Source organism: Mesorhizobium sp. M0968, assembly GCF_040319065.1.
Classification (GTDB): Bacteria; Pseudomonadota; Alphaproteobacteria; order Rhizobiales; family Rhizobiaceae; genus Mesorhizobium.
In genome coordinates this window covers 54952-80352 of sequence record NZ_JAMYNL010000007.1, presented here as the reverse complement: position 1 = coordinate 80352, position 25401 = coordinate 54952, and the positions used below count along the sequence as shown (strand labels likewise).

34 protein-coding genes and 2 pseudogenes are annotated in these 25401 nt (G+C 61.3%); 22 read left to right on the top strand and 14 right to left on the bottom strand.

Features of this window, described 5'->3' with window-relative positions; genetic code table 11:
• Positions 1 to 172 precede the first annotated feature (172 nt).
• Positions 173 to 1078: a S1C family serine protease gene (locus tag NKH67_RS14800; protein ID WP_023675699.1), complete on the top strand. Its 906-nt coding sequence runs from the start codon at positions 173 to 175 to the stop codon at positions 1076 to 1078.
• A gap of 15 nt (positions 1079 to 1093) precedes the next feature.
• On the opposite strand, the gene NKH67_RS14795 is transcribed toward NKH67_RS14800, so the two are convergent.
• From NKH67_RS14795 to NKH67_RS14775, 5 genes are all read right to left on the bottom strand, one after another.
• Complete coding sequence (locus NKH67_RS14795) at positions 1094 to 1705, bottom strand: hypothetical protein (protein WP_352501199.1); 612 nt, start codon at positions 1703 to 1705, stop codon at positions 1094 to 1096.
• A 41-nt stretch (positions 1706 to 1746) separates the two neighbouring features.
• Positions 1747 to 1944 (bottom strand): hypothetical protein, encoded by a 198-nt coding sequence (locus tag NKH67_RS14790; RefSeq protein WP_352472094.1) that lies wholly within the window; start codon positions 1942 to 1944, stop codon positions 1747 to 1749.
• Positions 1945 to 2153: 209 nt separating this feature from the next.
• Positions 2154 to 2336, bottom strand: coding sequence for a DUF3606 domain-containing protein (locus NKH67_RS14785; protein ID WP_023675702.1), 183 nt, complete (start codon positions 2334 to 2336; stop codon positions 2154 to 2156).
• A gap of 11 nt (positions 2337 to 2347) precedes the next feature.
• Positions 2348 to 2656: a hypothetical protein gene (locus NKH67_RS14780; RefSeq protein ID WP_352472092.1), complete on the bottom strand. Its 309-nt coding sequence runs from the start codon at positions 2654 to 2656 to the stop codon at positions 2348 to 2350.
• On the bottom strand, positions 2653 to 3012 hold the full coding sequence (locus NKH67_RS14775) for a hypothetical protein (protein WP_352501198.1): 360 nt from the start codon (positions 3010 to 3012) through the stop codon (positions 2653 to 2655). The genes NKH67_RS14780 and NKH67_RS14775 overlap by 4 nt, the downstream gene beginning before the upstream one ends.
• Positions 3013 to 3238: 226 nt before the next feature.
• Between NKH67_RS14775 and NKH67_RS14770 the strand changes: the two genes are divergently transcribed.
• Entirely contained in the window at positions 3239 to 4198 is a 960-nt protein-coding gene (locus NKH67_RS14770) for a prohibitin family protein (protein WP_352465360.1), read from the top strand.
• A 52-nt stretch (positions 4199 to 4250) separates the two neighbouring features.
• Here the strand turns inward: NKH67_RS14770 and NKH67_RS14765 are convergent, their stop codons facing one another.
• Positions 4251 to 4817, bottom strand: a complete 567-nt coding sequence (locus NKH67_RS14765; protein WP_352501197.1) for an RBBP9/YdeN family alpha/beta hydrolase — start codon at positions 4815 to 4817, stop codon at positions 4251 to 4253.
• 112 nt (positions 4818 to 4929) lie between these two features.
• Here NKH67_RS14765 and NKH67_RS14760 point away from each other — a divergent pair, with 112 nt between their 5' ends.
• Complete coding sequence (locus NKH67_RS14760; protein WP_352472087.1) at positions 4930 to 5403, top strand: Lrp/AsnC family transcriptional regulator; 474 nt, start codon at positions 4930 to 4932, stop codon at positions 5401 to 5403.
• A 5-nt stretch (positions 5404 to 5408) separates the two neighbouring features.
• Here NKH67_RS14760 and NKH67_RS14755 read toward each other — a convergent pair whose 3' ends face one another.
• Positions 5409 to 5885, bottom strand: a complete 477-nt coding sequence (locus tag NKH67_RS14755) for an Lrp/AsnC family transcriptional regulator (RefSeq protein ID WP_245274655.1) — start codon at positions 5883 to 5885, stop codon at positions 5409 to 5411.
• A 157-nt stretch (positions 5886 to 6042) separates the two neighbouring features.
• On the opposite strand from NKH67_RS14755, the gene NKH67_RS14750 reads away from it, so the two are divergent.
• Both NKH67_RS14750 and NKH67_RS14745 read left to right on the top strand, forming a co-directional pair.
• Positions 6043 to 6795, top strand: coding sequence for a tryptophan 2,3-dioxygenase family protein (locus NKH67_RS14750; RefSeq protein ID WP_352501196.1), 753 nt, complete (start codon positions 6043 to 6045; stop codon positions 6793 to 6795).
• A gap of 269 nt (positions 6796 to 7064) precedes the next feature.
• Positions 7065 to 7496, top strand: coding sequence for a DoxX family protein (locus NKH67_RS14745; RefSeq protein WP_352501195.1), 432 nt, complete (start codon positions 7065 to 7067; stop codon positions 7494 to 7496).
• Positions 7497 to 7535: 39 nt separating this feature from the next.
• Here NKH67_RS14745 and NKH67_RS14740 read toward each other — a convergent pair whose 3' ends face one another.
• Positions 7536 to 7841: a hypothetical protein gene (locus tag NKH67_RS14740; RefSeq protein ID WP_352472199.1), complete on the bottom strand. Its 306-nt coding sequence runs from the start codon at positions 7839 to 7841 to the stop codon at positions 7536 to 7538.
• Positions 7842 to 8541: 700 nt separating this feature from the next.
• Here NKH67_RS14740 and NKH67_RS14735 point away from each other — a divergent pair.
• From NKH67_RS14735 to NKH67_RS14725, 3 genes are all read left to right on the top strand, one after another.
• The gene (locus NKH67_RS14735) at positions 8542 to 9417 is read left to right on the top strand and encodes an IS1595 family transposase (protein WP_352501194.1); all 876 of its coding nucleotides are present in this window, start codon (positions 8542 to 8544) and stop codon (positions 9415 to 9417) included.
• Positions 9418 to 9854: 437 nt separating this feature from the next.
• On the top strand, positions 9855 to 10517 hold the full coding sequence (locus tag NKH67_RS14730) for a hypothetical protein (protein ID WP_352501193.1): 663 nt from the start codon (positions 9855 to 9857) through the stop codon (positions 10515 to 10517).
• Positions 10518 to 10667: 150 nt separating this feature from the next.
• Positions 10668 to 11636 carry a hypothetical protein gene (locus NKH67_RS14725; protein WP_352501192.1) on the top strand — a complete coding sequence of 323 codons (969 nt, stop codon included), beginning with the start codon at positions 10668 to 10670 and terminating at the stop codon, positions 11634 to 11636.
• A gap of 129 nt (positions 11637 to 11765) precedes the next feature.
• Here the strand turns inward: NKH67_RS14725 and NKH67_RS14720 are convergent, their stop codons facing one another.
• Entirely contained in the window at positions 11766 to 12593 is an 828-nt protein-coding gene (locus NKH67_RS14720; RefSeq protein ID WP_352501191.1) for a class I SAM-dependent methyltransferase, read from the bottom strand.
• Between the two features lie 375 nt (positions 12594 to 12968).
• Between NKH67_RS14720 and NKH67_RS14715 the strand changes: the two genes are divergently transcribed.
• From NKH67_RS14715 to NKH67_RS14685, 7 genes and pseudogenes are all read left to right on the top strand, one after another.
• Entirely contained in the window at positions 12969 to 13373 is a 405-nt protein-coding gene (locus NKH67_RS14715) for a hypothetical protein (protein ID WP_352501190.1), read from the top strand.
• A 3-nt stretch (positions 13374 to 13376) separates the two neighbouring features.
• Positions 13377 to 13781: a hypothetical protein gene (locus tag NKH67_RS14710; protein WP_352501189.1), complete on the top strand. Its 405-nt coding sequence runs from the start codon at positions 13377 to 13379 to the stop codon at positions 13779 to 13781.
• Positions 13747 to 14376, top strand: a pseudogene (locus tag NKH67_RS14705) (terminase large subunit domain-containing protein); the annotation flags it as partial. The gene NKH67_RS14710 and the pseudogene NKH67_RS14705, both read left to right, overlap by 35 nt.
• A gap of 329 nt (positions 14377 to 14705) precedes the next feature.
• Entirely contained in the window at positions 14706 to 15461 is a 756-nt protein-coding gene (locus tag NKH67_RS14700) for a phage terminase large subunit family protein (protein WP_352820013.1), read from the top strand.
• A 148-nt stretch (positions 15462 to 15609) separates the two neighbouring features.
• Positions 15610 to 16635, top strand: a complete 1026-nt coding sequence (locus tag NKH67_RS14695; protein ID WP_353015881.1) for a methyltransferase — start codon at positions 15610 to 15612, stop codon at positions 16633 to 16635.
• Positions 16636 to 16687: 52 nt separating this feature from the next.
• Positions 16688 to 16924: pseudogene (locus NKH67_RS14690) on the top strand (phage terminase large subunit family protein); the annotation flags it as partial.
• A 71-nt stretch (positions 16925 to 16995) separates the two neighbouring features.
• Positions 16996 to 17199, top strand: a complete 204-nt coding sequence (locus NKH67_RS14685; RefSeq protein ID WP_023675723.1) for a hypothetical protein — start codon at positions 16996 to 16998, stop codon at positions 17197 to 17199.
• A 38-nt stretch (positions 17200 to 17237) separates the two neighbouring features.
• On the opposite strand, the gene NKH67_RS14680 is transcribed toward NKH67_RS14685, so the two are convergent.
• Positions 17238 to 17528, bottom strand: coding sequence for a hypothetical protein (locus tag NKH67_RS14680; RefSeq protein WP_352501187.1), 291 nt, complete (start codon positions 17526 to 17528; stop codon positions 17238 to 17240).
• A gap of 131 nt (positions 17529 to 17659) precedes the next feature.
• On the opposite strand from NKH67_RS14680, the gene NKH67_RS14675 reads away from it, so the two are divergent.
• The 6 genes from NKH67_RS14675 (at position 17660) to NKH67_RS14650 (ending at position 22779) form a co-directional block, all read left to right on the top strand.
• A complete protein-coding gene (locus NKH67_RS14675) occupies positions 17660 to 18253 on the top strand; it encodes a hypothetical protein (RefSeq protein ID WP_352501186.1) in 594 nt (197 codons plus the stop codon).
• Positions 18254 to 18617: 364 nt separating this feature from the next.
• Entirely contained in the window at positions 18618 to 19781 is a 1164-nt protein-coding gene (locus NKH67_RS14670; RefSeq protein WP_352501185.1) for an acyltransferase family protein, read from the top strand.
• A 184-nt stretch (positions 19782 to 19965) separates the two neighbouring features.
• Positions 19966 to 21708: a portal protein gene (locus tag NKH67_RS14665; RefSeq protein WP_353031223.1), complete on the top strand. Its 1743-nt coding sequence runs from the start codon at positions 19966 to 19968 to the stop codon at positions 21706 to 21708.
• Positions 21705 to 22019, top strand: a complete 315-nt coding sequence (locus NKH67_RS14660) for a Bbp19 family protein (RefSeq protein WP_352501183.1) — start codon at positions 21705 to 21707, stop codon at positions 22017 to 22019. The genes NKH67_RS14665 and NKH67_RS14660 overlap by 4 nt, the downstream gene beginning before the upstream one ends.
• A 37-nt stretch (positions 22020 to 22056) precedes the next feature.
• Positions 22057 to 22338 (top strand): hypothetical protein, encoded by a 282-nt coding sequence (locus NKH67_RS14655; RefSeq protein WP_352501182.1) that lies wholly within the window; start codon positions 22057 to 22059, stop codon positions 22336 to 22338.
• Positions 22339 to 22341: 3 nt separating this feature from the next.
• Positions 22342 to 22779: a hypothetical protein gene (locus tag NKH67_RS14650; protein WP_352501181.1), complete on the top strand. Its 438-nt coding sequence runs from the start codon at positions 22342 to 22344 to the stop codon at positions 22777 to 22779.
• An 83-nt stretch (positions 22780 to 22862) separates the two neighbouring features.
• On the opposite strand, the gene NKH67_RS14645 is transcribed toward NKH67_RS14650, so the two are convergent.
• The 4 genes from NKH67_RS14645 to NKH67_RS14630 all read right to left on the bottom strand — a co-directional run bounded on the left by NKH67_RS14645 (position 22863) and on the right by NKH67_RS14630 (position 24652).
• Positions 22863 to 23312: a hypothetical protein gene (locus NKH67_RS14645; RefSeq protein WP_352501180.1), complete on the bottom strand. Its 450-nt coding sequence runs from the start codon at positions 23310 to 23312 to the stop codon at positions 22863 to 22865.
• 232 nt (positions 23313 to 23544) lie between these two features.
• On the bottom strand, positions 23545 to 23862 hold the full coding sequence (locus NKH67_RS14640; protein WP_292654509.1) for a YMGG-like glycine zipper-containing protein: 318 nt from the start codon (positions 23860 to 23862) through the stop codon (positions 23545 to 23547).
• A 195-nt stretch (positions 23863 to 24057) separates the two neighbouring features.
• Positions 24058 to 24459 (bottom strand): type II toxin-antitoxin system HicB family antitoxin, encoded by a 402-nt coding sequence (locus tag NKH67_RS14635; protein ID WP_352501179.1) that lies wholly within the window; start codon positions 24457 to 24459, stop codon positions 24058 to 24060.
• Positions 24460 to 24463: 4 nt separating this feature from the next.
• Positions 24464 to 24652, bottom strand: coding sequence for a type II toxin-antitoxin system HicA family toxin (locus NKH67_RS14630; protein ID WP_352501428.1), 189 nt, complete (start codon positions 24650 to 24652; stop codon positions 24464 to 24466).
• Between the two features lie 107 nt (positions 24653 to 24759).
• Between NKH67_RS14630 and NKH67_RS14625 the strand changes: the two genes are divergently transcribed.
• Positions 24760 to 25332 carry a hypothetical protein gene (locus NKH67_RS14625; protein ID WP_352501178.1) on the top strand — a complete coding sequence of 191 codons (573 nt, stop codon included), beginning with the start codon at positions 24760 to 24762 and terminating at the stop codon, positions 25330 to 25332.
• Positions 25333 to 25401: the final 69 nt, after the last annotated feature.

Here is a 25401-nt window from a genome sequence, read left to right as displayed (position 1 = left end):
GGGCAGCTTGGGATAGCCGTAGGTACAGATAGGGCTGCCGGCGCTGTTGCAAAACCCCGGCGCGAACGGCGCGGCGCCGGTCCACGCCAAAGCCGGCGCCACCTCTTGCGCCTGATCACCTGCGCCATACCTATAGCCCATATCAGCTGCGAACATTGCCAGGAACCAAAGCATGAATATCGAACCCCTTTTGCGATCCATCGTGGCCGTCCGCGCCACCGTGCCAGAGGACGCCTTCACGGCAAATACACTTGGCACCCGCCGCGAGGGCAGTGGCGTGGTCATCCGCGGCGACGGGCTGGTACTCACCATCGGCTATCTCATCACGGAGGCCGAGGAGGTCTGGCTGGCCGACCAGGACGGGCGCGTGGTTCCCGCCCATGCGCTCGCCTACGACCAGGAGTCGGGCTTCGGCCTGGTGCAGGCGCTGGCGCCGCTCGGGCTGCCCGCCATTGCGCTCGGCGATGCGTCCAGGGCCAAGATCGGCGATCCCGTCGTGCTCGCCGACGGCGTCGGCCGCTCCGTGCGGGCGCGGATCGTCACCAAGCAGGAATTCGCCGGCTATTGGGAATATCTGCTCGACGAGGCGATCTTCACGGCGCCGGCTCACCCCTCATGGGGCGGCGCCGGCCTCATCGGCGCGGATGGCAGGCTGCTCGGCATCGGTTCACTGCGCCTGCAGATGAGCCGCAACGGCGAGGTCGCCGACATCAACATGGTGGTGCCGATCGATCTTCTGCCGCCCATCCTCGACGATCTGCTGACGCGCGGGCAGGTCGCCAGGCCGCCGCGGCCGTGGCTCGGCGCCTTCTCGGCCGAGAGCGACGGCAAGGTCGTGGTGATGAGCGTCGCCGAGGGCGGTCCAGCCGCCCAGGCGGGCCTTCGCCAAGGCGATGTCATCTCGGATGTCCGCGACACGGCGGTCGATGGGCTTGCCGATTTTTATCGCAAGCTTTGGAAGAGCGGGCCGGCGGGTGCCGAGATCCCGCTCCGGGTGCTGCGCGATGGCCGCGAAACCTGGCTGCGCGTCAAGTCCGCCGATCGCAACAGCCTGCTGTGGAAGCCGCCGCTGCAGTGAGGCAACCGAAACCTCTCACTCTCCGCAAGCGCTGAAGCCAGTGCCCGGGGTCCATTCCGCAAATGGGATGACCTTGCCTTCGACCGATACGGTCGCTTGCCTGGTGCTGCCGTCCGCCAGCTTCTTGCTGCTTTTGCCCTTGCCGGTCAGCACATTGTAGTCGCAGTCGCCGGCAACATTGTCGTCCATGTAATCCCAATAATCGTAGGCAAAACCGGCGACGACGAACGTGCCGTTGCGCCAGGCGAGCGTCAGCGTCTTATTGGTCCGCTCGCTGCCGATCTCCATCGCCGGAACATAGAGCTTGATCGAACCGTTGGGGAGCGCGGTGAGTTCGGGCTCGGTGTCGGATGTGGCGGGGCCCGGCCGGTCATAATCCTTCCATTCGCCGTAAATCTGTTCATGCACGACCCCGGCAGGTTTTAGAAAATCGCCATCGCGATCCTTGAGGAAAAAATACATGTCCATGGGATGGCCGGGCTCGGTCTCCACGATCATCGCCAGATCGGCGGCGCCGTCGCCGTTCCAGTCGCCGGTCGCCGCCGTGATGATCTTCTGCGTCTCGATCGGTTCTGCCAGGGCGGAGGCCGGCAGCAGCAGGACCAGACCGAATATTGCCGATCGCATGTAGATCCCCCCGCGCTTGGGCAGGCCTGAGAGCACGCTTCTCAGGAGGCCCGGCTCTGCCGCGTCTCGGAACGGCTCGTCTCGTTGAGCAGCCGGCAGAGCGAAACCGCTTCACGACGGCTCAGGCCGATCAGCGCGATTTGCGAAAATTGCGCCGGCAGATCGTGAACGATGTCCCACACCATCCATCGGCCGTTCGGCTCCATGACACATTCGTAGCGCAATAATTGTTCCTGCATCCGACCCCCCGGCTTTGCTCATCGGACTGGTACAGCGTCGAGGTAAATGAGTTGTTGCGCCGCGAGAGTATTCCGCGGCTGTCAAAACCAGGCGTTGAATCCCCACAAGGGCGAACCCGACAGGTCACGGCTGACGGTGCCGATGCTCTCGACAAGGCAGCAGGGCAGGGACGCTTCCGGCGTGAACGGCGGCCGCCGCCAGAGTTGGATCAGGCGTTGCGGCTCGCCATGTGCGCGTCGAGCTTCCTCCTCGAGGGGCCGTAACGCTTGATGATGGTCGCGGCCTCGCTTTGCGGTATGCCGTATTTGCGGGCAAAGGCAGCGACCTCGTAAGGCTCTTCGCCTGAGACCAGTTTGCGATCCTGCTTGGTCTTGGATTTGTCGTCGGCCATGGCGTCCTCCATCACATCTGGTCGTTATAGGGCTCCTTGGTCCGGCCGACCATCCTGGCCAGTTCGGCAAAGGACGGTACGCCGGTTTCACCCTGGGCATTGTTGGCCGCCTGCAGCAGCCTGAGCGGAAAGCAGACGGCGTCGCGGTTGGATGGCGACATGTCTTCATAGAGACGCTCCTCGCTGGTCATCGCCGCCTCGGCCCGGCGCAACGCCATGTCGACCTCGTCGACCGACAGCAGGCCCTTGTGGACCAGCGCGTTGTTGACGGCCGCGATCGCCATCATCAATCCTTCGAGCTGAAGATTGGCGACGTTCATCGTCTTGCGTCCTTGCCGGGCTTCTTGATGGTGGCCTTGCCGTCTGGCCGGATCGCTGCGCGCGGCGGGTTCTGGCCCTCCGAATGCAGGGTCCTGTCGTCGAAATCGTCAGCCGGCCTGGTCAATCCCATGCCGCCGGGAGGTGGCTTGTTGCCGGCCGCATCCTGCGAAAATTCGTCGGCCGCGTCGCGGCTCGTCTTTGCCGGATATTTCCTCGCTCCGGTCTCGTAGCGGTTCGGGTCGTCGGCCATGTCCTGTGCTCCCGTTGCAATGAGCAGATAACTTTCATGCGGCGGCAGCGGTTCCGTGGCGAAATCGACCTTGCCGGTGCGCACGCCTTCGCAATCTGCGACCACGACTACGAGGATTGCCCGAAGCGCAGAACCGATGCCGGACGGCAGAAGCAGACGCCAGGCAACGCGTCCCAGCCCGCAGCCGCGGCTGCAGGGGAAATCGGCTAGCCACCCTGAACCACCCGCCGGTCCGGCCGGCTGCCCCGAAGGTCTTTCCATATCCAGAGGATTGCAATGCCGCCACTATTGTGGGCAAAAGCAGCACGGGCAATCAGGTTGGGGTGGGGTGATGACCGAAACGCAAGGCAATTCAAGCCGTCCGCAGGGCAAGCCGGGGATGGCATCGGGGTCGATCGGTTCCGGCCTGATCGCACTTGTCATCGTGGCGCTCGGCGTCTTTGCGCTGTTTGGATCCTGGTACACGATCGATCAGGGCGACCGCGGCGTGCTCTTGACCAACGGAGCGCTGAGTTCGGTCGTTGATCCCGGACTGCATTTCAAGCTGCCGTGGTTACAGCGTGTCGAGAAGATCAGCCTGCGCCAGCAGGTGCTCAAATGGGGCTGCGAGAACCAGAACGATTGCAGCGGCCTGCCGGCCATGCAGGCCTATTCGCGCGACCAGCAACCGGCCGACATGCGCGTCACCGTCAATTTCCACGTGCCGGCCGCCGAAGTCAGCAACGTCTATACCAATTATGGATCGATCGAGGCACTAGCCGACCGCGTCATTGCCAGGAAAGCACCGCAGGAGATCAAGACGGTGTTCGGCCAGTACGACGCGGTGTCGGTTATCCAGAACCGGGCGAAGTTCAACAAGGACGTCGCCGAGGCCATCGCGGCGGTAACCGACGGGCCGGTGATGATCGACAGCGTGCAGGTCGAGAACATCGACTTCTCCGATGCCTACGAGCAGGCGGTCGAAGCCAGGATGACGGCGCAGGTCGAGGTGCAGAAGCAGGAACAGAACCTGCAGCAGGAAAAGATCAAGGCCGATATCGCCGTCACCCAGGCCAAGGGCCGCGCCGACAGCGTCAAGGCCGAAGCCGAGGCCAGCGCCTACAAGACCAGGGTCGAAGGCGATGCGACCGCGGGCGCCATCAAGGCTCGCGCCGCCGCAATCGCCAACAATCCGCTGCTGGTCGAACTGACCAAGGCGGAGAGATGGAACGGCGAATTGCCGAAGTCGATGATCCCGGGCTCGACCGTACCGTTCCTCGAACTCAGCACGCCTGCCGCAGCATCGAACTGAGGCGCGGCGCAAACCAGATCAGGGCGGCGGCGCGATAGCCGTCCTGGTGCGGTTACGGCTGAAGCACGGCGCCTCGGGCGATTGCCTGCGTTTGACCTGGAAAAGCTGTCAGCAGCTCCATTCCCGCCGGCCAGTCGCCGAGCCCGCTGTCGCCATTGATGTGGCCAAGCGGTCCGGCGATATGGAGATCGCTGCCCCATCGCTCGGATTTCGCCCTGGCATGGTCCAGCGAGCCGTAGGGATCGTTGGTGCTGGCGACAATCAGCGACGGAAAGCGAAGCCGTTGTTGCGGTGCGTCGGCGAAGGCCCGGGCGGAGGAGGGGAAGGCCGGCGACGCAGGGTCCGGAACCGCGACCAGCAACGCGCTGCTGATCTTGCGGGGGGAGATCCGCTGCCAGTGTACGACCAGCAGACAGCCGAGGCTATGGGCGACGAGCACCGGCGGTGTCCTTGCCTGGCATACAGCGGTTTCCAGCGCAGCCACCCAGTCGTCGACGTCCGGCGCGTCCCAACTCGCCGGGTTGAACCGCCGCATCGCCGGGTTTGCCTGCTGCCAACGTGTCTGCCAGTGGGCTTCGCCCGATCCGCCGATGCCCGGCACAATGATGAAGTCGGTCATGCGAAGCCCTTCTTTCCTGATGCAGCGCGTGCAATTCTAGGTCTTCTCCCAGGTGGCGGAATGAGAGATCATCGGAAAGCAGCGACGAAATCCGATGGATTAAAGGGCGATCATGCGGAACGGCGATTATCGGCCAAGGCTCGACCCCACCGATCTGGCGATCATTGAGATCATGCAGGAGGATGGCCGCATCGGCATCTCCGAGCTTGGCCGCCGCGTCGGACTGTCCCAGCCCGCCACCTCGGAACGGGTGAAGCGGCTGGAGGAGCGCGGCGTCATCACCGGTTACAAGGCGGTGATCAATTCGGCAGCGCTCGGGCTCGGCACCATGGCGGTCATCCGCCTGCGCACCACGCATGAGCATATCCAGGCCTGCCTGAAGAAGTTCGCCCAATTGCCGGAGGTGGTCGAGGTGCTGCGGGTGACCGGCGAGGATTGTTTTCTGGTCAAGGTCGTGGTCCCGTCACCGCCCGATCTTGAAAGCATCGTCGACAGCATCGGCCGGTACGGCACGGTGACGACAAATGTGGTTCTGCGCGCCGAGCAACCGAAGCGGCTGGGACGCGAATTGATGACCAGGGCCTGACCGGTCTAACGCTTGGTCTGCGTATGCCCGACGGCATTGGCGAACGAGATGCCGCCCTTGATCTCGCGCATCGCCATCGAGGTGATGGTGCGCCGCACGCCGGGCAGCCGGCTGAGCTCCTCGCGCAGCATCCTGTCGAGCGCCATCATGTCGACGGTGACGATCTGCAGGAGATAGTCGGCCTCGCCAGTCGTGGCGTGGCAGCGGCGGATCAGCGGATGCTTTTTGACCGCCGCCTCGAAGGCGTCCGACAGTTCGAAATCGATCGACACCTGGATGAAGGCTTCGATGCCGAAGCCGAGCTTGGCCGGGTCGATCCGGGTCGAGTAGCCGCGGATGACGCCGGCGTCCTCAAGCGCCTTGACCCGCTTCCAGCACGGCGTCTTGCTCAAGCCGACCTCATCGGCGAGCGCGGCAAAGGAGATACGGGCCTCGCGTTCGAGCGCCGCGACGATCTTCCGGTCGACCGCATCCAGCATCATTCGTTCTTCCAATCTGCTTCAGCGGCAATTTTCGTCCTTCGTTTCCCGCCAATCGAATAACAGAAAGGGACAATGTTCGGCAAGAAAGCGATTAGACCTGAGGGACCGGGATCCAACAAGCGCCTGCGGCCCAACGGCCGGGGCAAGGAGCATGGCCATGGACAAGCAGGACTATTATGCCCGCATCGAAACGCCTGAGATGCGCGACTATGGCGTCTACCTCAAATGCGACAGGCTGCTTGCCTGCCAGAAGCCGCTGGCCGAGATGGTGAATGCCGACGAGTTGCAGTTCCAGATCGTTCATCAGGTCGAGGAGCTGTGGATGAAGCTCATCGCCTATACGCTGGTCGATGTCGTTGATTTCCTGGAAAAGCAGGACACGCATCGCATCGTCACGCTGATGGGGCGCGTGCACCGGCTGATGCGGCTGATGACGGCGCAGCTCGACCTGCTCGAAACCATGTCGCCCAAGGAATACCAGCAGATCCGGCTGCAGCTCGGCAATGGCAGCGGCCAGGAATCGCCGGGCTTCAAGCAACTGCTGCGCCTGCCGCCCGATCTGTGGCGGGCCTTCAAGGCGTCGTACCTCGACGACCGCGGCCTTTCGGTCGAGGATGTCTACGATACCGGCTACGATCACGGCGACAGCTATGTCGTTGCCGAAGCGCTGATCGAGTTCGACGAGCTGTTCCAGAAATTCCGTGCCAACCACCTCTGTCTCATCCACCGCACGATCGGCCTCGGCGCGAAATCGCTGAAGGGCCGGCCGGTCGAATTGCTGGAAGCCGGCGCCCGCCACCGCTTCTTCCCGGAACTCTGGGACATACGCTGGGCGATGACCGACCGCTGGGGCAGCCAGTATGGAACGGTACGCGAGCCGATCAGCAAGCCGGGGGTCAAGTTGGGGTAGCGCAACCTTTCTTCTCCCCTTGTGGGAGAAGGTGGATCGGCGCGCAGCGCCGAGACGGATGAGGGGTGTTGGACGGAGTGCCGCCGGCGCCAAGCTGGAGCACCCCTCATCCGTCGCCTTCGGCGACACCTTCTCCCACAAGGGGAGAAGGGAAGGCGCCACTTTGGTGCCGGCGCTTGTATCTCTCAGGTTTTTCGGGGGATGATGTCGGGCTTGCGGCTGGTGGTGCGTCCTTGGGGCACAACCACCGTAACTCTTGGGAGGACATCATGACCTTGGAAACCGCTCAATCAACCGTTCAGTCGCCGTGGCAGACCGCGGCAATCCTTATCGCCCGCCTGATCTTCGCCGCCGTCTTCCTGATGGCCGTGATCTTCAAATTCATCGATATCGGCGCCACCGCCGGCTATATCGCGGCGGCTGGATTTCCGTTCCCGCTGTTCCTGGCCTGGTGCGCAGCCCTGCTCGAGGTCGTCCTCGTTCTATGCTTCCTGACCGGCGCCTTCTTCTCCTGGGCAGCACTCGTCGCCGCCGCCTATGTGGTGTTCCTCGGCTTTGCCTTCCACGGGCCGTCGCACTGGGCCGGCAACCAGGCGGAGTTCGGCTTCTTCGTCGATCACTTCACCTTCCTGGCCGGGCTGCTGTTTGCCGCCGTGCACGGGCCGGGCCGCGTCCTGGCGCTGAGGCTTGGCAGGGGGTGATGCCAAAGCTTGCTGCGGCGGTCATCCTCGGTCGCCGCGTCACATCTGGTCGTTGTAAGGTTCCTTGATCTGACCGACCATGCGCGCCAGTTTCGAGAAGGACGGCATGTCCGTCTCCGGCTGACATTGATTGGCCAACTCCAGCAACCGGATCGGGAAGTTGACGGCGTCGCGGCTCGACGCCGACATGCCTTCGGACCTTTCCTCGTTGGTCTCGCTGGCTTCGGCCTTGCGCAAGGCGATGTCTATCTCCTCGACGGAGACCACGCCCTTGCGGACCAGGACCTGATTGATCGATGCGATGGCCATCAGCAGGCCTTCGAGTTGCAGATTGGCGACGTTCATGGCTTTTGCTCCCATTGGCTGGGGTTCAAACGCGCGAATGCCTGTTCTGATCCGCGGCTGCGGCTGCTCGTCGGCCGGTGAGATGCCTCGGCAAATGGAGGAAGCGCCAATTGCCGACGCTGCGTTCGCGCCCACAAAGTGGCTGGCGGGCAACGCGAGGCGCCGAAGAGAATTCGGTTCTTTTGTCGCAACGCCACATTTTGTTCTTGCTTTGTGCCGGCAGCTATGCTACTAATTCGGGTATGGTGCTAATTGGCTCCAACGACCCGCCCACAGAGGCGGGTTTTTGTTTTCAGGCTTCTTTTTGATCGAACGTTGCTTGTGTTGCCGGCTGTGAAGTCGGCGGGACAGCGCTCGGGACAGTACCCCCTCTGGCCTGCCGGCCATCTCCCCCTCAAGTGGGGAGATTGGCGGTTTCGGCGCTGCGCTCTTCCTGCAACGTTGGAGATTGGCGAAAGCCGGCGCGAAAGCCGATTTCCCCCCAAGTGGGGGAGATGTCCGGCAGGACAGAGGGGGGCGCGAAGGAATGCAGCCTAGCGGTCTTCTTGGAAGGTCAATCGGGAGGCAGACAAGGCGAGGCGCTGAACGGAATTCGCATTTTTCTGCCGCCGTGCCACATTTTGTTCTTGCTTTGTGCCGGCAGCTATGCTACGGATGTATCCCCTTGAAACATGTAGGCGATTCTGCTATATAATCGGGCATGAGCAACAAACTCCCTACCCTTCGCCAATTCCAAGAGCGATTCGCTAGCGAGGACGCCTGCCTCGACCACCTGATGGTCACGCGGTATGGCGAGCGTCACGTCTGCACCAAATGCGGAAAGGACGCCAAGTTCCACCGCGTGAAGTCCCGCCGCTGCTACGAGTGCGACTTCTGCGGCGCGCAGGTCTATCCGACCGCTGGCACACCGTTCGAAGCCACGCGCACGTCATTGCGCGACTGGTTTACCGTCATGTTCATGTTCTGCGCTTCCCGCAACGGCGTGTCCGCAAAGGAAGTCCAGCGCACCATCGGCGTGACCTACAAGACCGCTTGGCGCATGTGCAACCTCATCCGCCAGTACATGGGCTATGTCGATGGCGACAACGTTCTAGGCGGCTTCGACGGCGGCATTGTCGAGGTCGATAAGGCTTTCTTCGGTGGCGTCGATAAGCGCGGCGAAGATGACAAGGCCATTGTATTCGGTGCTATTGAGCGCGGCGGCGATGTCGTCACCCAAATCCTGCCGAGCCGGGGCGCTCGCCATGTCATGCCCGCTATCTTCAAGTGGGTTAAGCAGGGGTCGCGCGTTGCGACGGATACGGCTGGAGCCTTCAACGAAATCTCAGAGAACGGCTACATGCACGGAACGGTCAACCATAGCGAAGGCGAGTACGTTTCAGGCGAGGTTCACACCAACAACATCGAAGCCTTTTGGTCTCACGTTAAGCGCTCTATGTGCGGGACTTACGTTTCGGTTTCGAAGAAGTGGTTGCAGACTTACCTTTGGGAATTCGAGTTCCGGCAGAACCTGCGGAAGCATCCCCACTTGATGCTTGACCTTTTGCTGCAATCGTTCCCGCGCCCGGCACGGTAAGGGCGGGCTTGGTGACCATCGCCTTTAGGAGGCGGTCAAAACGGGCGTTTTGGTTATCGGTCATATCGTGTCCTTATTGCCGTAACGCTTATTGTACGTGATAGTTGCCGCCATGGGAAACTGGGGCGGCGTTTTCTACAATGTTTGGCAGTTACTGGCGCGTGGTCGTTGCCGCTTGCGGTCTTGTTTCGCTTGGTGCGGCATCACCGCCAGACGAGCGCAAGAGCACAGAGCCCCAACATTCCGAACAACATCAAGAGACTGTAGGCTCCCCTGCTGCGGTTAGTCCGCGGCCCGTTCAACAAGCCAATGAACCCCCAGGTTACGCTGACCCATGCCAAGCAGGTCACGATGATCGCAGTTCCGATCTGTGCGCCCAATGGAAGGCAGCAGATGCTGCCCAACAGTCTGCGAACTGGACCACTATTGGGGCTGTCGTGGGCTTGCTGACTCTTGCGGCAGCCGGTGCCGCCGCTTGGTTCGCTAAAGAAGCCGCCGACCACACTCGCGATGGAAATGAACTCACTCGGAATGCCCAGCGCCCGTGGTTGTTGATCGCGGATGTAACGAGCACTACTCACGTCTTTGAAATTGCAGACAATGTTCTCGTAGTTAAGCGTGTTTTCGAGCTGATAAACTCTGGCCAAAGTCCTGCCGCAGAAGTCCGTGTCTATGGTGTCATGGTGGATTCCTCGGAGTTTCTGCCTGCTGAAATCAGCGAGTTTTTCGATAAGGCGTTGACCTCCGCTGTGCAGATCAAGCCTGATGAGACGCTCCCATATCTTCTCACAGGGCAGCCTCATCGTTTCTTGTTGCAGTTCAAGATGCCTTTGAGTGACGCCCACAAGTTGGAAGCGGACAGGACTCGCAGAATTTATCCTCAAACGGCAGTGGCTATCGCTTACCGAATGTTTGGAATTGGAACTGCCACTTTCCAGACAACCTACGCCCAATTCGCTGGAGAACCCATTGAGCCGGGTGGCGACATCGTTGGGATTATCGTGGGATCCCAAAATGTCATCAAAACTCAGCCGGCGGATGTCGGTTGGCGAGTGAACACTAAAGCATCCGTTCTTCGTGACAAGGACACTAAAGTTTGACCCGCAGGCCGGCGTCACACAACCGACCATCGTCGCCAGAATCGCCCCCAAAAGCGCGCGCATTAGAGTGGCCCCCACACTGCCCGGATTCCCCGCGCTTGTGTAGCGGTCGCCGCATAAGCACTATGCGCGCGGGCTGGAGGGGCGGTTATGCGAGTCTTGGCGTTGTTGGCGTTCATGGTGCTAGCCACCCACGTAAGCGCGCAGGAAGCCCAAGGGGTGGCCACTGAAGCCCCAAGCCAGCAAGAAGACAAAGACGGGAAGGCAAATGATACTCAGCCCAAATCCTACGAGCCTTCTATCCCGATACGCATTATCGAAAGTCCAGATGAGACCCAGCGTACCAGGGACCGCGAAGCCGCAGGCGACAAGCACGATTCCGATGATTTGAAAGCCCAACAAAAGGCTGCTGATGCCGCCGATAGAGCCGCTACAGCCGCTGAGAGGCAGGTAATAACGGCATGGTGGCAGGTCGGCGTAGGAATCGCCGGTATCATCGCGCTGCTCGTTACCATTGGGTTCAGCATTCGAGCCACTAGCGCCGCTGTTCAAGCCGCCAATTCGGCTGAGGATACATTGAAAATTATCCGCGCTACAGAGAGGGCTTTTGTCTTCCCAAGTAGCCTTAAGTTGCTCGGTTTCCGGCCATCTCGTGATTGGGAATATCATCCGGCCGGTATTATGTCTTGGGGGTACGATGGCACTGAAGTGACAACCTTTATCAGGTTTCACAACACTAGTAAGACGCCAGCAATTTTGACGGAACTTTCGATAAAGATTTATATGGTGAACAATAGTAAGCCCGATGAAACTGTTAATTTCTTTGTCCTGCAGTGGGCTCTTCCGAACGCGATTATTAAATCGGATGGACGCCAGAAGATTGATGTCAGGACCAAGAGACCCGATAATGGGGCGGTCTGGGATGGAACCGAAGGCTACTATTGGGGCGACGTATTTGTGAGGGGAACACTCAGATACATGGACACACAGGGAAACAGGTTTGTGTCCGGTTTCCTGTTCACCTACGTCGACGGGAGCTTCCAGCCCAATGGCGGAAGTGAAGACAACTACGACCGGCGTGAAGAGGTAGAGAATCACCCCAAACAGCGTGCGCATTAGCGCACCCCGCCAAGGCATTGAGTTTCCTCGACGTACATGTTCGAACGGTATACATCCGCTATGCTATTAATTTGGGTATGGTGCCAATTGGCTCCAACGACCCGCCCGCCCGAGGCGGGTTTTTTGTTTTCAGGCCGGTTTGGAGACGATCACGGCGAGCGAGGCGAGCTTTCCGTCACTCAGGCTTCGGATATAGTTGCGGCGGCGCTGCAGGAATTCCGCGCCCATGACGACTTCGTTTGCCTGCTGCTGCGCCGGCGAGGGCACGACGCCGGAATTGGCCCTCTTCAGCGCCAGCTCAACATGTTCGCCGGTTTCGTCGACGATTTCGTCGATGCGAAATCCGGCATCGACAAACAGGGTTTTCAATTTTTCCCGATCGGCGAGGTGGCTGGTCGCCGCAGAAACCGCCCAGGGCATGGGATAGTAGGGCTCGCCGCCGGCGAGCACGGCTTCGGTCCAGATCAGCCTGCCTCGCGGTTTCAGCACGCGCCAGGCCTCGTCGATGACCGCGGCTTTGTTCTCGATGTTCATGCCCACATAGAAGCAGATCGCCGCATCGAAGGTGCTGTCGCCAAAAGGCAGTTTCGTTGCGTCGGCCTGATGGAAGCGAACTTTGTCTGCCAGTCCGCTGAGTGCGGTCAGTCGGCTCGACGCGGCGACAAAGGCTGGTGTCAGGTCGATGCCGTCGACCTCGCAGCCATAGGCCGAGGCCAGAAACCTTGCCGGCCCGCCAATGCCGCTGCCGATATCCAGGATTCGATCTGTCGGCGAAGGAGCAAGACGGGCCGCATGCTCCTGCGTGGCGGTCAGTTCGCGGCCATGGAACTGATCGAACGGATAGAGTTGCGCGGCCGCGAGTTTGCCGGCCGGGTCGGCGTCCGGGATCGCGGCCAATATGCGATCGACGATGCCGTCGCTGCCCTCGCTGCCGTAGTGACTGGTGACATTGCCCATGACGCGTTCCCCTCAAGCGCAACCACCATCCCATCAACGCAAGTCTCACGCAATGCCCCGCCTTTTTCGCCCCTCTTTCCATCCGTTCACCGACGGGGATGCGAAGTCGGCAGCGCATTTTTCTGCCGCCGTGCCACATTTTGTTCTTGCTTTGTGCCGGCAGCTATGCTACTAATTTGGGTATGGTGCCAATTGGCTCCAACGACCCGCCCGCCGAGGCGGGTTTTTCATTTCGGGCTCCTGTTCGACCGAATGTTGCGTGTGCTGCCGAGGTATGTCGGCGCGAATGAACGCGACCGACTATCCCGGTCCGCAATCACCTATCGTCCATAGATTTCCCAACGCGCCCGTGCGCCCACTTCAGAGAACATCCCCATGTCCAACCGTTACGCCACCATCATCACCGACGATGAGGGCCGCGAGGTCGTCAGCGCTATTGGCGAGTTCGCCGGCGCCGCACCCTATGCACGCCATGGCCGCTTCGAGCAGGTGGCCGCCGGCGTGCGGATCGGCATGGTGCGCGGCGGTACCGTCGATGCGGTCGGCGGCTTCGGCTTCCGGTCGGGAGCACTCGACGACAAGGCGGTGGCAATTCTCAGGGCAAGGCTGAATGCCTTGCCCGACGCCGGTGCGATGAAGCCCGGCACGACGACTGATGCGAAACCGGCAAGCCAGCTGCGGAAGCCGAAGTCCGCACTCGCCGGCAAGAAGGCCAGGCCGCGCAAGCGCATCGTGCGGCCAGGCAACAAGAAGCCGATGTCCGCCGGGACGGCGGAGTAGGGCATGGCCAAGGCTCCTTCTACCGGCGATCCGCAGCCGCACGATCAAGCACCCGGCAAGCCCGGCCGAACCAGGCGGGCGAAGAAGACGCTGGCCGACGGCTTTCTCGAAGCGATCCGCGCCGATTTTCGCGCCCATGGCGCCGGCGTCATCGCCGAGGTGCGCGCCGAAAAGCCCGATCAGTATCTGAAGCTCGTGCTGTCGGTGCTGCCCAAGGATCTTAATGTCAACATCAACAATCTGGATGCATTGAGCGATGACGAAATCAGGCAGCGCATCCGCGGCCTCGAAGCCGTCCTCAGGCCGTTCCTCGAGAAGCCGGGCTTCGCAAAAGGCCTCGCAGAGCCGGGCGGCAAGGACGGAATATCTCAGCCTGCTGGCGGAGCTGGACCGCAGGCGCCGCACTAACCAGCTTGCCGCCTATCGGCCCTATCCCCGGCAGGCCGAGTTCCATGCAGCCGGCGCGACCAATCGCGAGCGCCTGTTCATGGCCGGCAACCAGCTCGGCAAGACCAGGGCCGGCGGCGCCGAATGGGCGATGCATCTCACCGGCCGCTATCCCGACTCGTGGCAAGGCAAGGTTTTCGATTGTCCGGTTCGGATGTGGGCGGCCGGCGTCACCGGCGAAAGCACGCGCGACAACCCGCAGCGCATCCTGATCGGCCCGCCGCAGCAGCAGGCGGCCTGGGGCACCGGCATGATCCCGGCCGACGCCCTCGTCAGCACGATGGCGGGACGGGCGCCGGGCGCGCTCGACAGCGTCGTGGTGCGCTGGGGCGGCGGCGGCGACGTCCAGGCCGGTGAATCGGTGCTGTCGTTCAAGAGCTACGAGAAGGGTCGCGAGAAATGGCAGGGCGAAACGCTGCACGGCGTCTGGTTCGACGAGGAACCGCCGCTCGACATCTATTCCGAAGGGCTGACCCGCACCAACGCCACCGGCGGCATCACCATCGTCACCTTCACGCCGCTGCTCGGCATGAGCGATGTGGTGCTGTTGTTCTTGTCGGCGGAGGAGGTGGGAGGGATGGGGAGGGGGTGAGGCAAGTTCAGGAAAGAAGCATTCGCTCCTCTCATCCGTTGCGTTCCTTCGCGCCCCCTCTGTCCTGCCGGACATCTCCCCCACGAGGGGCGAGATTGGCAATTTCACCGGCCGCGCTTTGCAGTCGACGTTGGAGGTTGGCGAAAGCTGGAGTGGCATCCGATCTCCCCCCTCGTGGGGGAGATGTCCGGCAGGACAGAGAGGGGCGCTGTCCCGCCATCGGAAAGTTCCTTGTCAAACAACATCATCCGTCCAGCGCCTGCCACTACGATTCAATGCCGCGAGGGCGCACAATGACCCGCCACGTCACCTTCATGACCATCGACGATGCCGAGCACTATACGCCGCAGCAGCGCGCCGAGATCGTTGCCGCCTATCCGGCGCATGAGCGGGAAGCCAGGGCAAAAGGCATTCCGGTGCTCGGCTCCGGCCGCATCTTTCCGGTGGCCGAGGAGCTGATCGCCTGCGAACCGTTCCCGCTGCCGCGCTATTGGCCACGGCTCGGCGCGCTCGATTTCGGCTGGGACCATCCCTCGGCGGCTGTCGAGCTCGCCTGGGATACGGAGGCCGATGTCGTCTATGTCACAAAGGCCTGCCGGGCTTCGCAGCAAACTCCGGCCATGCAGGCGCTGACGCTGAAACCATGGGGCGAATGGCTGCCTTGGGCATGGCCGCGCGACGGCCGCCGCGAGACGCTGGAAGGCGCCGGCACCGCACTGGCGAAGCAATATTCCGCACATGGGCTGAACATGCTCGCCAGCCATGCGCAGTTCGCCGACGGTTCGGTCTCGGTCGAAGCCGGGCTGATGGAGATGCTCGACCGCATGCATTCAGGCCGCTTCAAGGTGTTTGCGACGCTTTTGCCGTGGTTCGAGGAGTTCCGGCTCTATCACCGCAGGGACGGCCAGGTGGTGAAGCTGCGCGACGATTTGATGGCGGCGACACGCTACGGCGTGATGATGCTGAGGGAAGCGGTGGTCGACCCGGCTCTGTTCAAGGCCGCGCGGCGGAAGGCCGGGCAGAGCGATCCGCTGGGGGCGTTTCGGTGAGGAAAATCGGGGAGGGAGGCAATGCGCTCCGGCTCCGATTGGAAAACTGTAGTGAACGTCCGTGGACGTGGTGTAGCATCGAATGATCCCGCTCAAGGGACGCATCGGCGTGGCCTCACGGGGGCATTCGCCGATAGGGGAGGATCAGATGCAAAACGGAATTTCTCCAGACCACATACTGCAAATTGGCTTTGGGTTCTGGCCAGCCAAGACATTGTTGAGCGCCGTGGAACTGGGACTCTTCTCGCTGCTTGCGGACGGCCCCAAAACGGGCCTCGAACTGCAAGGCGCGATGAGGCTGCATCCGCGCGCAACGTATGATTTTCTCGACACCCTCGTCGCGCTCGGATTGCTGCAGAGGGACGGCGCCGGTGAAACCGGCAAATACGGCAATACGCCATCGACCGCGCTGTTCCTGGTCAAGCGGAGCCCCCAATACATCGGTGGAATCCTTGAGATGGCGAACGCACGACTGTATCGGTTCTGGGGCGATCTCACACCGGCATTGCAAACCGGAAAGCCTCAAAACGAGATCAAGGAGACAGGCAAGTCGATGTTCGGCGAGCTCTATGCGGACCCGGCGCGCCTGGAGCAGTTCATGGACGCGATGAGCGGCATCTCCATGGGCAATTTCACGGCGTTTGCCGAGAAATTCGATTTTTCCAAATATAAGACGCTGGCCGATATAGGCGGCGCAACCGGGCAGCTTTCGGCCATCGTCGCGGCGCGGCATCCGCACATGCAATGCCGGACGTGCGATCTCGCCGATGTGCAGCCGATCGCCGAACGGCGCTTGAGGGAGCGCAATCTCGGCGGCCGGGTCATCGCCGAGGCGATCGACTTCTTCGCGGACGAATTCCCCAAGGCGGACATCATCACGATGGGAATGATCCTTCACGACTGGAATCTCGAGAACAAGAAAATGCTGATCGCCAAGGCCTATCGTGCATTGCCGACCGGCGGCGCGCTGGTCGCCATCGAGAACATCATCGACGATGAACGCAGGCAAAACGGCTTCGGTCTCATGATGTCGCTGAACATGCTGATCGAATTTGGCGAGGCGTTTGACTTCACCGGCGCCCAGTTCACCGAGTGGTGCAAAGAGGCAGGGTTTAGTCGCTGCGAGATTATTCCGTTGGCGGGACCTGCAAGCGCAGCAGTGGCTTACAAGTAGAGGCTCGGCACCCGCGCGCAGTTCGCCGACGGTTCGGTATCGGTCGAGGCCGATGCTCGGCCGCATGCAATCAGGCCGCTTCAAGGTTTTCTCGACGCTTTTGCCGTGGTTCGAGGAGTTCCGGCTCTATCACCGCAGGGGCGGCCAGGTGGTGAAGCTGCGTGACGATTTGATGGCGGCGACACGCTACGGCGTGATGATGCTGAGGGAAGCGCAGGTCGACCCGGCGCTGTTCAAGGCCGCGCGGCGGAAGGCGGGGCAGAGCGATCCGCTGGGGGCGTTTCGGTGACGATGCTTGCGTTTATGCACGCCCGGCGGCAAAACGACGATGTAGCGGCAACATCATATTAGGGGGGCAATATGGAATCGGAAAACTCGCTGCTCGGGATATTCATCTCCTGGATGCCGATGCTGATTTATCTCGCAGCAAGCCTTTGGGTAACGATCTGGCTCACCTTCAAGCTGATCCGCGTTCAACAGGCGATGGTGCAGGCGCAGGAAGGCATTCTCGCCAAGCTGACCGAGATCGACAGCCGGATGTCCGCGAAGATACGCCAGGACTGAGATTCGCGGCGGACGCATAGGACGAAGCGCCGAAAAGCTTAGCCGGGCTCCTTAGCCCATTCGCCGCCGCTGCCATGATAGGTCTCTGCGGAGAGCAAGAAAACCTGTGCGCAGGTCGTGCAGCGAAAGCGGTAACGAAGCAGATCGTCCCATGGTCCATCCGGGTTGAGATCCGAAAGCGGGATGACACTCGACATAGGACCACCCGGTACTTCCTGCAGAATACCGTCGCGTATGGCCTCTTTGGCCATCGTGATCGCCGCCGCGAGACGACCGGTGCTAAAGATCGTACGGGTCTCCTCGATCGGCGCGCAGTTACTACAAGTCATGCGCTTGTTCCCATAGGTACATCCACAAGTCACAGGCCAAGGAAATCCAGACGGCAAAGAGAGTCAATCTAGCTTGGCGCCTCGTTTCCCTAGGGCTCTCCGCTTCGCAGCGTGCCGGAAAGTGACCCAACATGATCCTCCGCATCATTCCCGCCACTTTGCGCGACCTCTCCTACATCGCTGCCAACCTCCGGCTCGAGGACCGGGCCGAGATCGATTGCCAGTTCGACCACTGGTCGCCGGCGCTGCTGGCGTTGACGGCGCTGCAGGGGTTTGCCTATGTCGCCGAGCTCGACGGCAATCCGGAGGCCGGCTTCGGCGCTGCCGAGCAGCGCAGCGGGCTGTGGATCGCCTGGAGCTGGGGCACGCGCCGCATGAGGCGCTGCGTGCCTGGGATTACGGAATTCTTTCATGCCGTGCTCGGGCCTGAAGTTGCCGCGCGCGGCGCATGGCGGGTCGAGGCGCGAGCGCTGGCGGCCAATCAACTGGGGCTGCGCTGGCTTGCCCGGCTGGGCGCGACGCAACGCTGCCGCCTGCCGGGCTATGGCCGGAACGGCGAGGATTTTCTGCTCTACGACTGGACAAGAGCCTCTCACTTTGGAGAAAACCATGTGCCTTTTTCAAAAGCCGCCGGCGCTGAAGCCGTTGCCACCGACACCGACCATTGCCGACAAGGACGTGCAGGCGCGCGAAGCCGCCTTGCGGGCCCAGCTTGCGGCCAATGACGGCACCGCAGGAACGGTGAAGACCGATCTGTCGCCCAGTGAGCTGACCGGCCAGCGCCGCGTGCTGCTGGGGGTGTGACATGGGCGCCATGAGAAGAGTGTTCCGCAACCGGGTGCTGGCTTGGTGGTACTGGCGCCGGCACGCAAGGTTGGTGAAGAAGAGATAGACGGGAGCTTGCCTGCCGGGATCGCGTAAGCCGCGATCCTTCGCGCCCCGGGTGTTCAACTGCATGCCTCTACAATTGCCCTCAGATGTTCCGCCTTTTCCGTAACAACCGAGCGCAAATCGTGTTCCTTCCGCACGGTTGACATTCCTCCCTCAGCCGCCATGCTGCATTGCAACATGGCAATCGAGGAGTTCGGCATGACAGAAGCCCGGTCATCGCGCATCGAGTGCCTGGACGGGCTTCGGGCGCTCGCCGCGATCTGGGTGCTCATCGGGCACTGCCTGCTGTTGACCGGCTGGCAGATTCCTATTCTCGGCGAACCGGACCTCGGCGTCGATCTGTTCATCATGCTGTCCGGCTTCCTGATGGTGTTCCACTACCAGCTGCGCCAGGACAGGGAGCCTTGGCAAAGGCCGGAAACCTGGCTGAAATTCTGGACCCGCCGCTATTTCAGGATAGCGCCGCTGTTCTACGTCATGCTGTTCGTTGCCCTGGCGCTTGGCCCCTATCTCTACGGGTCGAGAATGGTCATCGACGAGTTCCTGCTGCGGTCGCCGCAGGCGCCCGAGCGTTATCTCGACAGCGGCCTCAAGAATATCGGCGCCCATCTGCTGTTCCTGTTCGGCCTGGTGCCGAATTTCGCCTATCGCACGCCGCTGCCCGACTGGAGCCTCGGGCTGGAGATGCAGTTCTACGCACTGTTTCCGGCCATCATGCTGCTGGTGCGCAGGCTTGACTGGCTATGGGCGGCCATGCTGGTCGCGGCGATCGGCAGCGCGATCGTGTTCTTGATGGGACAATTGTCGGTCCACTTTCCGATGCCGTCGTTCCTGCCGTTGAAGATGCAGATTTTCCTGTGCGGGATGCTGCTGGCGGGCGTCGTCCATCAAAGGCAGAAGCGGCCTTTCGTGCATCTGGCACTGGCCATGCTGCTGGCGGCGCTGCCCTTCGGCGGCGGCTATGGGCTGAGCAAGCTGTTGATGCGGGAAGCGCTCGTCCTGGGGTTCTTTGCCCTGGTTCTCTACCGGATGCTGCCGGGAACGATGGGCATCGTGGCCAGAAAGATCGCCATGACGCTCGCCAACAGGTTCTTTCATTTGATGGGTGAGCTTTCCTTCAGCATCTATTTGATCCATCTGCTGGTTCTCCAGCCGGTGGCGGCTCTGGTCATCACCCAGTTCGGCCACGAGCTGTCGGCGCCGTTGCGCTTCGCGGTCGTTGTTGTCGTCGTCTTGCCGGTGGTGTGCCTGCTGTCCTGGATCACCTACACGCTGATCGAAGTGCCCGGCCAGAAGATGGGCCGTTTCGTGGTGCAGCGCTTTGGGCGCAAAGCCGCGCTGGAGACGACGCCGGCGGAATAAGGCGCTGCCGATCTCCCCCCTTGAGGGGGAGATGTCGCCGAAGGCGACAGAGGGGGTCGCCGATCCACGCGAGACGACCCCCTCTGTCCTGCCGGACATCTCCCCCTCAAGTGGGGAGATCGGCAGCTTCGGCGTCCCGCCATTTCTTTCTTTTTCCCATTGAGTTCATCAAGCGAGGCTGACCATGAGCGATTCCCGTGCTCGCGATATTCTGTCGCGACAGGCAGAACTGGAGAGCGAACGCAGCCAGTACGAGCATGTCTGGGAGGCGGTGTCCGAATTCTGCGATCCCGATGCGCCCGATATGTGGAGCGGCAGCCGAAAGGCCGGCGTCGATTCGCAGGCTGAGCGGCAGGAGCGGCGCGGTGCGCGTGTCTACGCCAATACCATAAACTCGGCCGCCAACCGGCTGGCCGCCGGGCTGGAGAGCCTGATCATTCCGCAGTCGGAGAAATGGCATGGGTTGTCGACCGCGGCCATCAACGACGAGGAGACCGACGAGGAAAAGGAATGGGCGGAAGCGCTGCGCGATTTCCTTTTCTCGCTGCGCTACTCCGCCAATTCGAACTTCGTGCCGGCAACGCAGGCCTGCCTGCGCAATGTCGTGCGCTATGGCCCGGCCTATCTCTATGCCGAGGAAGGTTTTGGCGGCACGCTGATCCGCTATGCCTCGATCCCGGTGGTCGAGGGCTATCTCTCGCGCAACCGCTGGGGCCAGGTCGACATTTTCCACCGCCGCTACGAGCGCACGGCGCGGCAGGCGGCGCAACTGCTCGGCTACGACAGACTGCCGGCGCTGATCAAAATCCTGGTCGACGACCCCGCCAAATGCGAGACGAAAATCTCGCTGATCCAGTGCATCCAGCCGCGCGACGAGCGCAAGATGTACAGCCTCTCCGGTTCCTACCAGTATCTGGATACGGCGTTCGCTTCCTATCACGTCATCGAGGACGAGGAGGCGGTCGTCAAGGAAAGCGGTTTTCGCTCGTTCCCGGTGTCGTGCTTCAACTGGCGCCGCTACGAGGGCGATCCCTACGGCATCTCGCCGACCATTGAAGCGCTGACGACGGTGCGCGAGGAGAACGCGGTGCGGCGCTCCGGCCTGCGCGCGCTGCAGCAGATCACCGATCCGGCGACCGCCTCCAAGGCAAGGCTCGACTATGTGCCGGTGCTCAATCCCGGCGAGAACTATCCCGGCCTCATCGACGATGCCGGCCGGCCGCTGATCGCGCCGATCGCCACCGGCCAGAACCCGACCTATGCCTTCAATTATGCCGACAGCCGGGCCGAGGAGATCCGGGACATGATGTTCGTCAACCTGTTTCAAACGCTGGTGCAGAACCCGCAGATGACGGCGACCGAGGCCTTGATCCGGCAAGAGGAGAAGGGCGCGCTGCTCGGGCCGTCCGGCTCGATCATTCAGGCCGGCTTTGCCTCTAATCTCGACCGCGAGCTGGGCATTCTCGAGGACAAGGGACTTTACGAGGAAGATAGCCGCTTCCTGCCGCCAACGAGCCTTGCCGGCAAAGCGCTGCGGCCGACCTTCACCGGCCCGCTCGACGTGCTGCGCCGTTCGGCCGAGGCGCGCGACACCATCCAGGTTGTCACCACCGCCATGCAGATGGCGCAGTTCGATCCCGGCGTGATGGACAATATCGACGGCGACGCGGCGCTGAAGATCGTGCAGGGCGCCGGCCGCAGCCCGCAGCGCATTTTTCGCCGCCAGGATGAGGTGGCCGGCATCCGCGATGCCAGAGCCAAGGCTCAAGCTGAACAGGCCGGCATGGCGGCGATGGCTGCCGCCGGCAAGGTCGCCAGGGACGCCGTGCCGGCGGCAGTGCAGGCGCGCGACAGCGGCCTGCTCGACGGGCTCGGCGGGCTGATGCCGCAGGCTGCGCAAGATGCTTCGGGCGGGCAGGGCGCATGAAACGCTTCGCCCATTCCAGCCAGGCCGGCGGCCCGGCCAAGGCGCAGGATGCGCTAGCCAAGGCCTATCTCAGGGTGTTCTCGGGCCAGGACGGCGAAATGGTGCTGGCCGACCTGGCGGCCGCAACCGGTTATTACCGCCGCCCGTCCTATGGCGAGTGGCTGGCCAAGACGAAAACGCCGAACGGCTTCGAGCTGCACAGCGCGCTGAGCAATGCGCGGGCCGAAGTGGTGCAGCATATTATGGGGTTTTTGATGCTGGACGAGGCGCAGTTGGCTGCGCTGGAGAAGGCGGCGAGGCTGGAGGCGTAGGGGCTTTAGGAAAGCGTATGCTCAGGCGAACCCCGACGTGAACATCGAGGATGTAGTAATTCATCATCCGGCTGAGCAGCAATTACTTAAGAGGCTTCTAAATTTCCTATCGAAGAAAAAGATCAATTCGATAGAAAATCTACGCGGGATCCCTAAGGATTTAAATGATATTCTGCATCTTGTTATCATTAGGGGCGAAAATGACAAATTCTATGAAAAGTACCCGTATCCAACGGAGCAGCAGATTCTGGATCATTCTACAATGATGGATAAGAAATATGGCCATCATTTCGTGCCGCCTGTCGGAAAATATAGGTGAAAAATGGATTATTATTATGTAGAGCCATTTGTTGCTGGTGATTTTGGCAAAAATACGGTTCTCGATAACCGCGTTCACCCGCCGATTGTGCACAAACTTCACTACGAGATTGACGTTTGGATAGGTGATGTCCTGATAAGGAGTTTTCCCTGTTATCTTGTCACCAAAGAAGCCGAGCTGGAGCTGCTGAAGATGCGAGTTTCAGGGGCGACGTTTGCCGACGTCGAGGTTACTGCTTCGGAGTTGTTTCATCGGCTGCAGCCAGAAACAGAACTTCCAACCTTCGTCTGGATGAAGATCCATGGGCAGCCAGGACATGATGACTTCGGCATGGCTTCGAACCACACGCTTGTTGTTTCAGAGCGGGCGCTAGACGTGTTTGAGCGCCTCGGCAATGAGTCGGCCGGGATTCATTCATTCGACGAGCCGGAAAAGGATTGAATGATCCTAGTGACTTCGCACGTCAGAGATTTAGCTGATGGACTGCAAAACCTGAACGCGAATAGCCATCGGTTCTGCGGGCATCAATTCTGCAAGGTGCAGTCCAAATACCACGTGTTCAGATATGTTGGAGTTTGTAGCGTGACCCGCGCCTTGGTCGGAGGACCTTCAATATTTGCTGTCCTCATAACGAAGGTGTCGAGCATAAATGTCGTGCTGTCAAATGCAGCGATCTGATATACGTTTCGTCGGAAGATATCGTATTTCGTTGACGATGGTTTGAGCGTGCCCGATTTGCTGGTTACAATGAAGTGATCGGCAAATTCTTGGATATCAAATTTCCTGGCCTTGTTAGCTGCGACGAATCCCGAGTCATCTGATGACGGTATGTCGGACCATGTGTGGAAGTCGCTTACTGAACATATGAAGACGTCGCCATCTTTTGAGTTCACTGGCTCCATTGCAAACAAGCAAAGCGACAAAAGGATTATGAGGCGCAGGATCGCCGGCCTCAATGTTGCAATAGTCCGCATTGCCCGCCCCCGTGGGTAGCCCTGGACGATAGCGCTGACCTCTAATCAGGGGAAGGACCAAATCATCGGGGGAAACGGATGCGCGAGGTTGACGCTGCGCCCCTCTCCCCGTTCTACGGGGAGAGCGATGCCGGCAGGCAGGTGAGGGGCGGTGCCGGCATTTCAGAAGTTTGCGCTGCCCCTCATCCCCCTACCGGGACCTCCTCCCCGTAGAACGGGGAGAAGGGACCAATCAATAATCGCCGTTATAATACCGGTCGTCGCAGGGGGCGGTGTAGATGCGGCCGCTGGTGCGATCCTGATAGCGGCAAAGCTGTTCGCTGCGCGGCTGCGGCGTGGTGGCGTTGCCGACGACGGCGCCCAGCAAGGCGCCGGCTCCGGCACCGATGACCGTGCTCTTGGTGTTGCCGCCGATCGCCTGGCCGGCAAGCGCGCCGGCGCCGGCGCCGAGCAGCGCACCGGTGCTGGTTCTCTGCTGTGCTTCGGTCTGCGCGCAGCCTGCCAGCGCGGCGGTTACGAACATGGCGGCAATGGCTCTGGACATGGTCATCGTCTGATACTCCCTTGAAGTCTATGAACTAATTCGCAGGCTGATTTTGCCAAGTACGGTCGCATTTGCGGCGGAACATAGGCACCGTGCCTCACGAAATAAGACATGGTTGTTTTTGTCTGACGGCCTGATCCGCAAAGAAAGTAACCGAACAAGACCCAAAGAGCTTCATCTCCAGTCGCGCCTTCCAGGGCGCTACGCCGCCTCGATCTGCATTACCTTTTTCGCCGCAGCGGCCAGAAATCCGGATCGGCTGTAGCCGTGGCGCTCCGCATATCGGTCAATCTGATCGAGGACATCTTCCGGAATGGTGACGTTGACACGCACGACCTTCGCAGCTTCAGCTTTCAAGGGAACCAGGATGGCGACACCGCTCAGATTGTCCTTGTCCGACATCACTTCCTCCAGGGATGACGGCTCGGGAATGGCCTCGCCATCCTCGACCAGCCCCTCGACATGAAAGGCCAGTGCTTCCCCGGCCATGGCACGGGCATCATCCAGGTTGACGCCGGCTGTCACCAGGCCCGGAAAATCGGGAAAGGAGACGCCGAAGTCGCTGTCCGCTTGCTTGTGGATCAATCCGATATGGTTCCGCATTTCTCTACCTCAGCTTCACGCCGGATTGTTTTTCAATACTCTTGAGAGTGCCGATCGGGATGTCGCGCTTGGGATGCGGAACTGTCAGCTGGCCCGGCTTGGATTTGTGCTTGAACTGGGCGTGACTTCCTTTTCGAGCCACTTCGTACCAGCCATCCGCCAACAGCCTGTGGATGACATCGGCGCACTTCATGTTGTGTATAAATACACATAAATCCAAATGTCCATGAGCTTTTGCCGCTGTTGCGTGCGGCGGCCCAGCCGACCCCGTTTTCAATCCCGCAAGAATGGAGAAATCAAATGACCCGAGGTCTTGCCCGGACGCTTTCGCGTGCCGCCGCCAGAGAAGCCGGCCTTGCCCCGCCCAAGGCGGGGCTCACCGCCAGGACGACCGGACAGGGCGGCGCCTACCGCACCGTCTTCTCCTTCAATGCCATGCCGGTGCCGGTCACCGATGCACTGGCCTATGCCAGCCAGAAGCTGTTCGATTTCATCGATGGCAAGATCCGCATCAGGGGCGGTACGGCCCGGCTGCAGTTCGCGGTGCTGACTACCCGCGCGTCGACCATCAACGACAATGCCGCGCTGACCTGGTCGCTCGGCTCGACGGCAGCGTCGACCCCAGCGCTCGCCTTGACGATGATCAATGTGCTGGCGGCGACCGGCCGCACGCTGGATGGCGCCGGTGCCGCCCTGTCGAGCGCGTCGGTTGCCGATGTCGCCGCCGCGCAGACGCTCGACGGCACCGTGACGCCGGTCGACCTCTATCTCAACCTGGCGTTTGCCACCGGCACGGATATCGACGCCGACGGCACGCTGGCGGTGTCGGGCACCATCACGCTGCTCTGGGAGAACTGGGGCGATAATGCCTGAGGCGCTAATCTTCCCCCTTGAGGGGGAGATGTCGCCGAAGGCGACAGAGGGGGTCGGTTCGACCGGGCG

Excerpts from the sequence above, each read along its gene's own strand:
- NKH67_RS14800 (WP_023675699.1), top strand. The coding sequence starts at position 173 with ATGAATATCGAACCCCTTTTGCGATCCATCGTGGCCGTCCGCGCCACC.
- NKH67_RS14795 (WP_352501199.1), bottom strand. The coding sequence starts at position 1,705 with ATGCGATCGGCAATATTCGGTCTGGTCCTGCTGCTGCCGGCCTCCGCC.
- NKH67_RS14790 (WP_352472094.1), bottom strand. The coding sequence starts at position 1,944 with ATGCAGGAACAATTATTGCGCTACGAATGTGTCATGGAGCCGAACGGC.
- NKH67_RS14785 (WP_023675702.1), bottom strand. The coding sequence starts at position 2,336 with ATGGCCGACGACAAATCCAAGACCAAGCAGGATCGCAAACTGGTCTCA.
- NKH67_RS14780 (WP_352472092.1), bottom strand. The coding sequence starts at position 2,656 with ATGAACGTCGCCAATCTTCAGCTCGAAGGATTGATGATGGCGATCGCG.
- NKH67_RS14770 (WP_352465360.1), top strand. The coding sequence starts at position 3,239 with ATGACCGAAACGCAAGGCAATTCAAGCCGTCCGCAGGGCAAGCCGGGG.
- NKH67_RS14765 (WP_352501197.1), bottom strand. The coding sequence starts at position 4,817 with ATGACCGACTTCATCATTGTGCCGGGCATCGGCGGATCGGGCGAAGCC.
- NKH67_RS14760 (WP_352472087.1), top strand. The coding sequence starts at position 4,930 with ATGCGGAACGGCGATTATCGGCCAAGGCTCGACCCCACCGATCTGGCG.
- NKH67_RS14755 (WP_245274655.1), bottom strand. The coding sequence starts at position 5,885 with ATGATGCTGGATGCGGTCGACCGGAAGATCGTCGCGGCGCTCGAACGC.
- NKH67_RS14750 (WP_352501196.1), top strand. The coding sequence starts at position 6,043 with ATGGACAAGCAGGACTATTATGCCCGCATCGAAACGCCTGAGATGCGC.
- NKH67_RS14745 (WP_352501195.1), top strand. The coding sequence starts at position 7,065 with ATGACCTTGGAAACCGCTCAATCAACCGTTCAGTCGCCGTGGCAGACC.
- NKH67_RS14740 (WP_352472199.1), bottom strand. The coding sequence starts at position 7,841 with ATGAACGTCGCCAATCTGCAACTCGAAGGCCTGCTGATGGCCATCGCA.
- NKH67_RS14735 (WP_352501194.1), top strand. The coding sequence starts at position 8,542 with ATGAGCAACAAACTCCCTACCCTTCGCCAATTCCAAGAGCGATTCGCT.
- NKH67_RS14725 (WP_352501192.1), top strand. The coding sequence starts at position 10,668 with ATGCGAGTCTTGGCGTTGTTGGCGTTCATGGTGCTAGCCACCCACGTA.
- NKH67_RS14720 (WP_352501191.1), bottom strand. The coding sequence starts at position 12,593 with ATGGGCAATGTCACCAGTCACTACGGCAGCGAGGGCAGCGACGGCATC.
- NKH67_RS14715 (WP_352501190.1), top strand. The coding sequence starts at position 12,969 with ATGTCCAACCGTTACGCCACCATCATCACCGACGATGAGGGCCGCGAG.
- NKH67_RS14710 (WP_352501189.1), top strand. The coding sequence starts at position 13,377 with ATGGCCAAGGCTCCTTCTACCGGCGATCCGCAGCCGCACGATCAAGCA.
- NKH67_RS14700 (WP_352820013.1), top strand. The coding sequence starts at position 14,706 with ATGACCCGCCACGTCACCTTCATGACCATCGACGATGCCGAGCACTAT.
- NKH67_RS14695 (WP_353015881.1), top strand. The coding sequence starts at position 15,610 with ATGCAAAACGGAATTTCTCCAGACCACATACTGCAAATTGGCTTTGGG.
- NKH67_RS14685 (WP_023675723.1), top strand. The coding sequence starts at position 16,996 with ATGGAATCGGAAAACTCGCTGCTCGGGATATTCATCTCCTGGATGCCG.
- NKH67_RS14680 (WP_352501187.1), bottom strand. The coding sequence starts at position 17,528 with ATGACTTGTAGTAACTGCGCGCCGATCGAGGAGACCCGTACGATCTTT.
- NKH67_RS14675 (WP_352501186.1), top strand. The coding sequence starts at position 17,660 with ATGATCCTCCGCATCATTCCCGCCACTTTGCGCGACCTCTCCTACATC.
- NKH67_RS14670 (WP_352501185.1), top strand. The coding sequence starts at position 18,618 with ATGACAGAAGCCCGGTCATCGCGCATCGAGTGCCTGGACGGGCTTCGG.
- NKH67_RS14665 (WP_353031223.1), top strand. The coding sequence starts at position 19,966 with ATGAGCGATTCCCGTGCTCGCGATATTCTGTCGCGACAGGCAGAACTG.
- NKH67_RS14660 (WP_352501183.1), top strand. The coding sequence starts at position 21,705 with ATGAAACGCTTCGCCCATTCCAGCCAGGCCGGCGGCCCGGCCAAGGCG.
- NKH67_RS14650 (WP_352501181.1), top strand. The coding sequence starts at position 22,342 with ATGGATTATTATTATGTAGAGCCATTTGTTGCTGGTGATTTTGGCAAA.
- NKH67_RS14645 (WP_352501180.1), bottom strand. The coding sequence starts at position 23,312 with ATGCGGACTATTGCAACATTGAGGCCGGCGATCCTGCGCCTCATAATC.
- NKH67_RS14640 (WP_292654509.1), bottom strand. The coding sequence starts at position 23,862 with ATGACCATGTCCAGAGCCATTGCCGCCATGTTCGTAACCGCCGCGCTG.
- NKH67_RS14635 (WP_352501179.1), bottom strand. The coding sequence starts at position 24,459 with ATGCGGAACCATATCGGATTGATCCACAAGCAAGCGGACAGCGACTTC.
- NKH67_RS14630 (WP_352501428.1), bottom strand. The coding sequence starts at position 24,652 with ATGAAGTGCGCCGATGTCATCCACAGGCTGTTGGCGGATGGCTGGTAC.
- NKH67_RS14625 (WP_352501178.1), top strand. The coding sequence starts at position 24,760 with ATGACCCGAGGTCTTGCCCGGACGCTTTCGCGTGCCGCCGCCAGAGAA.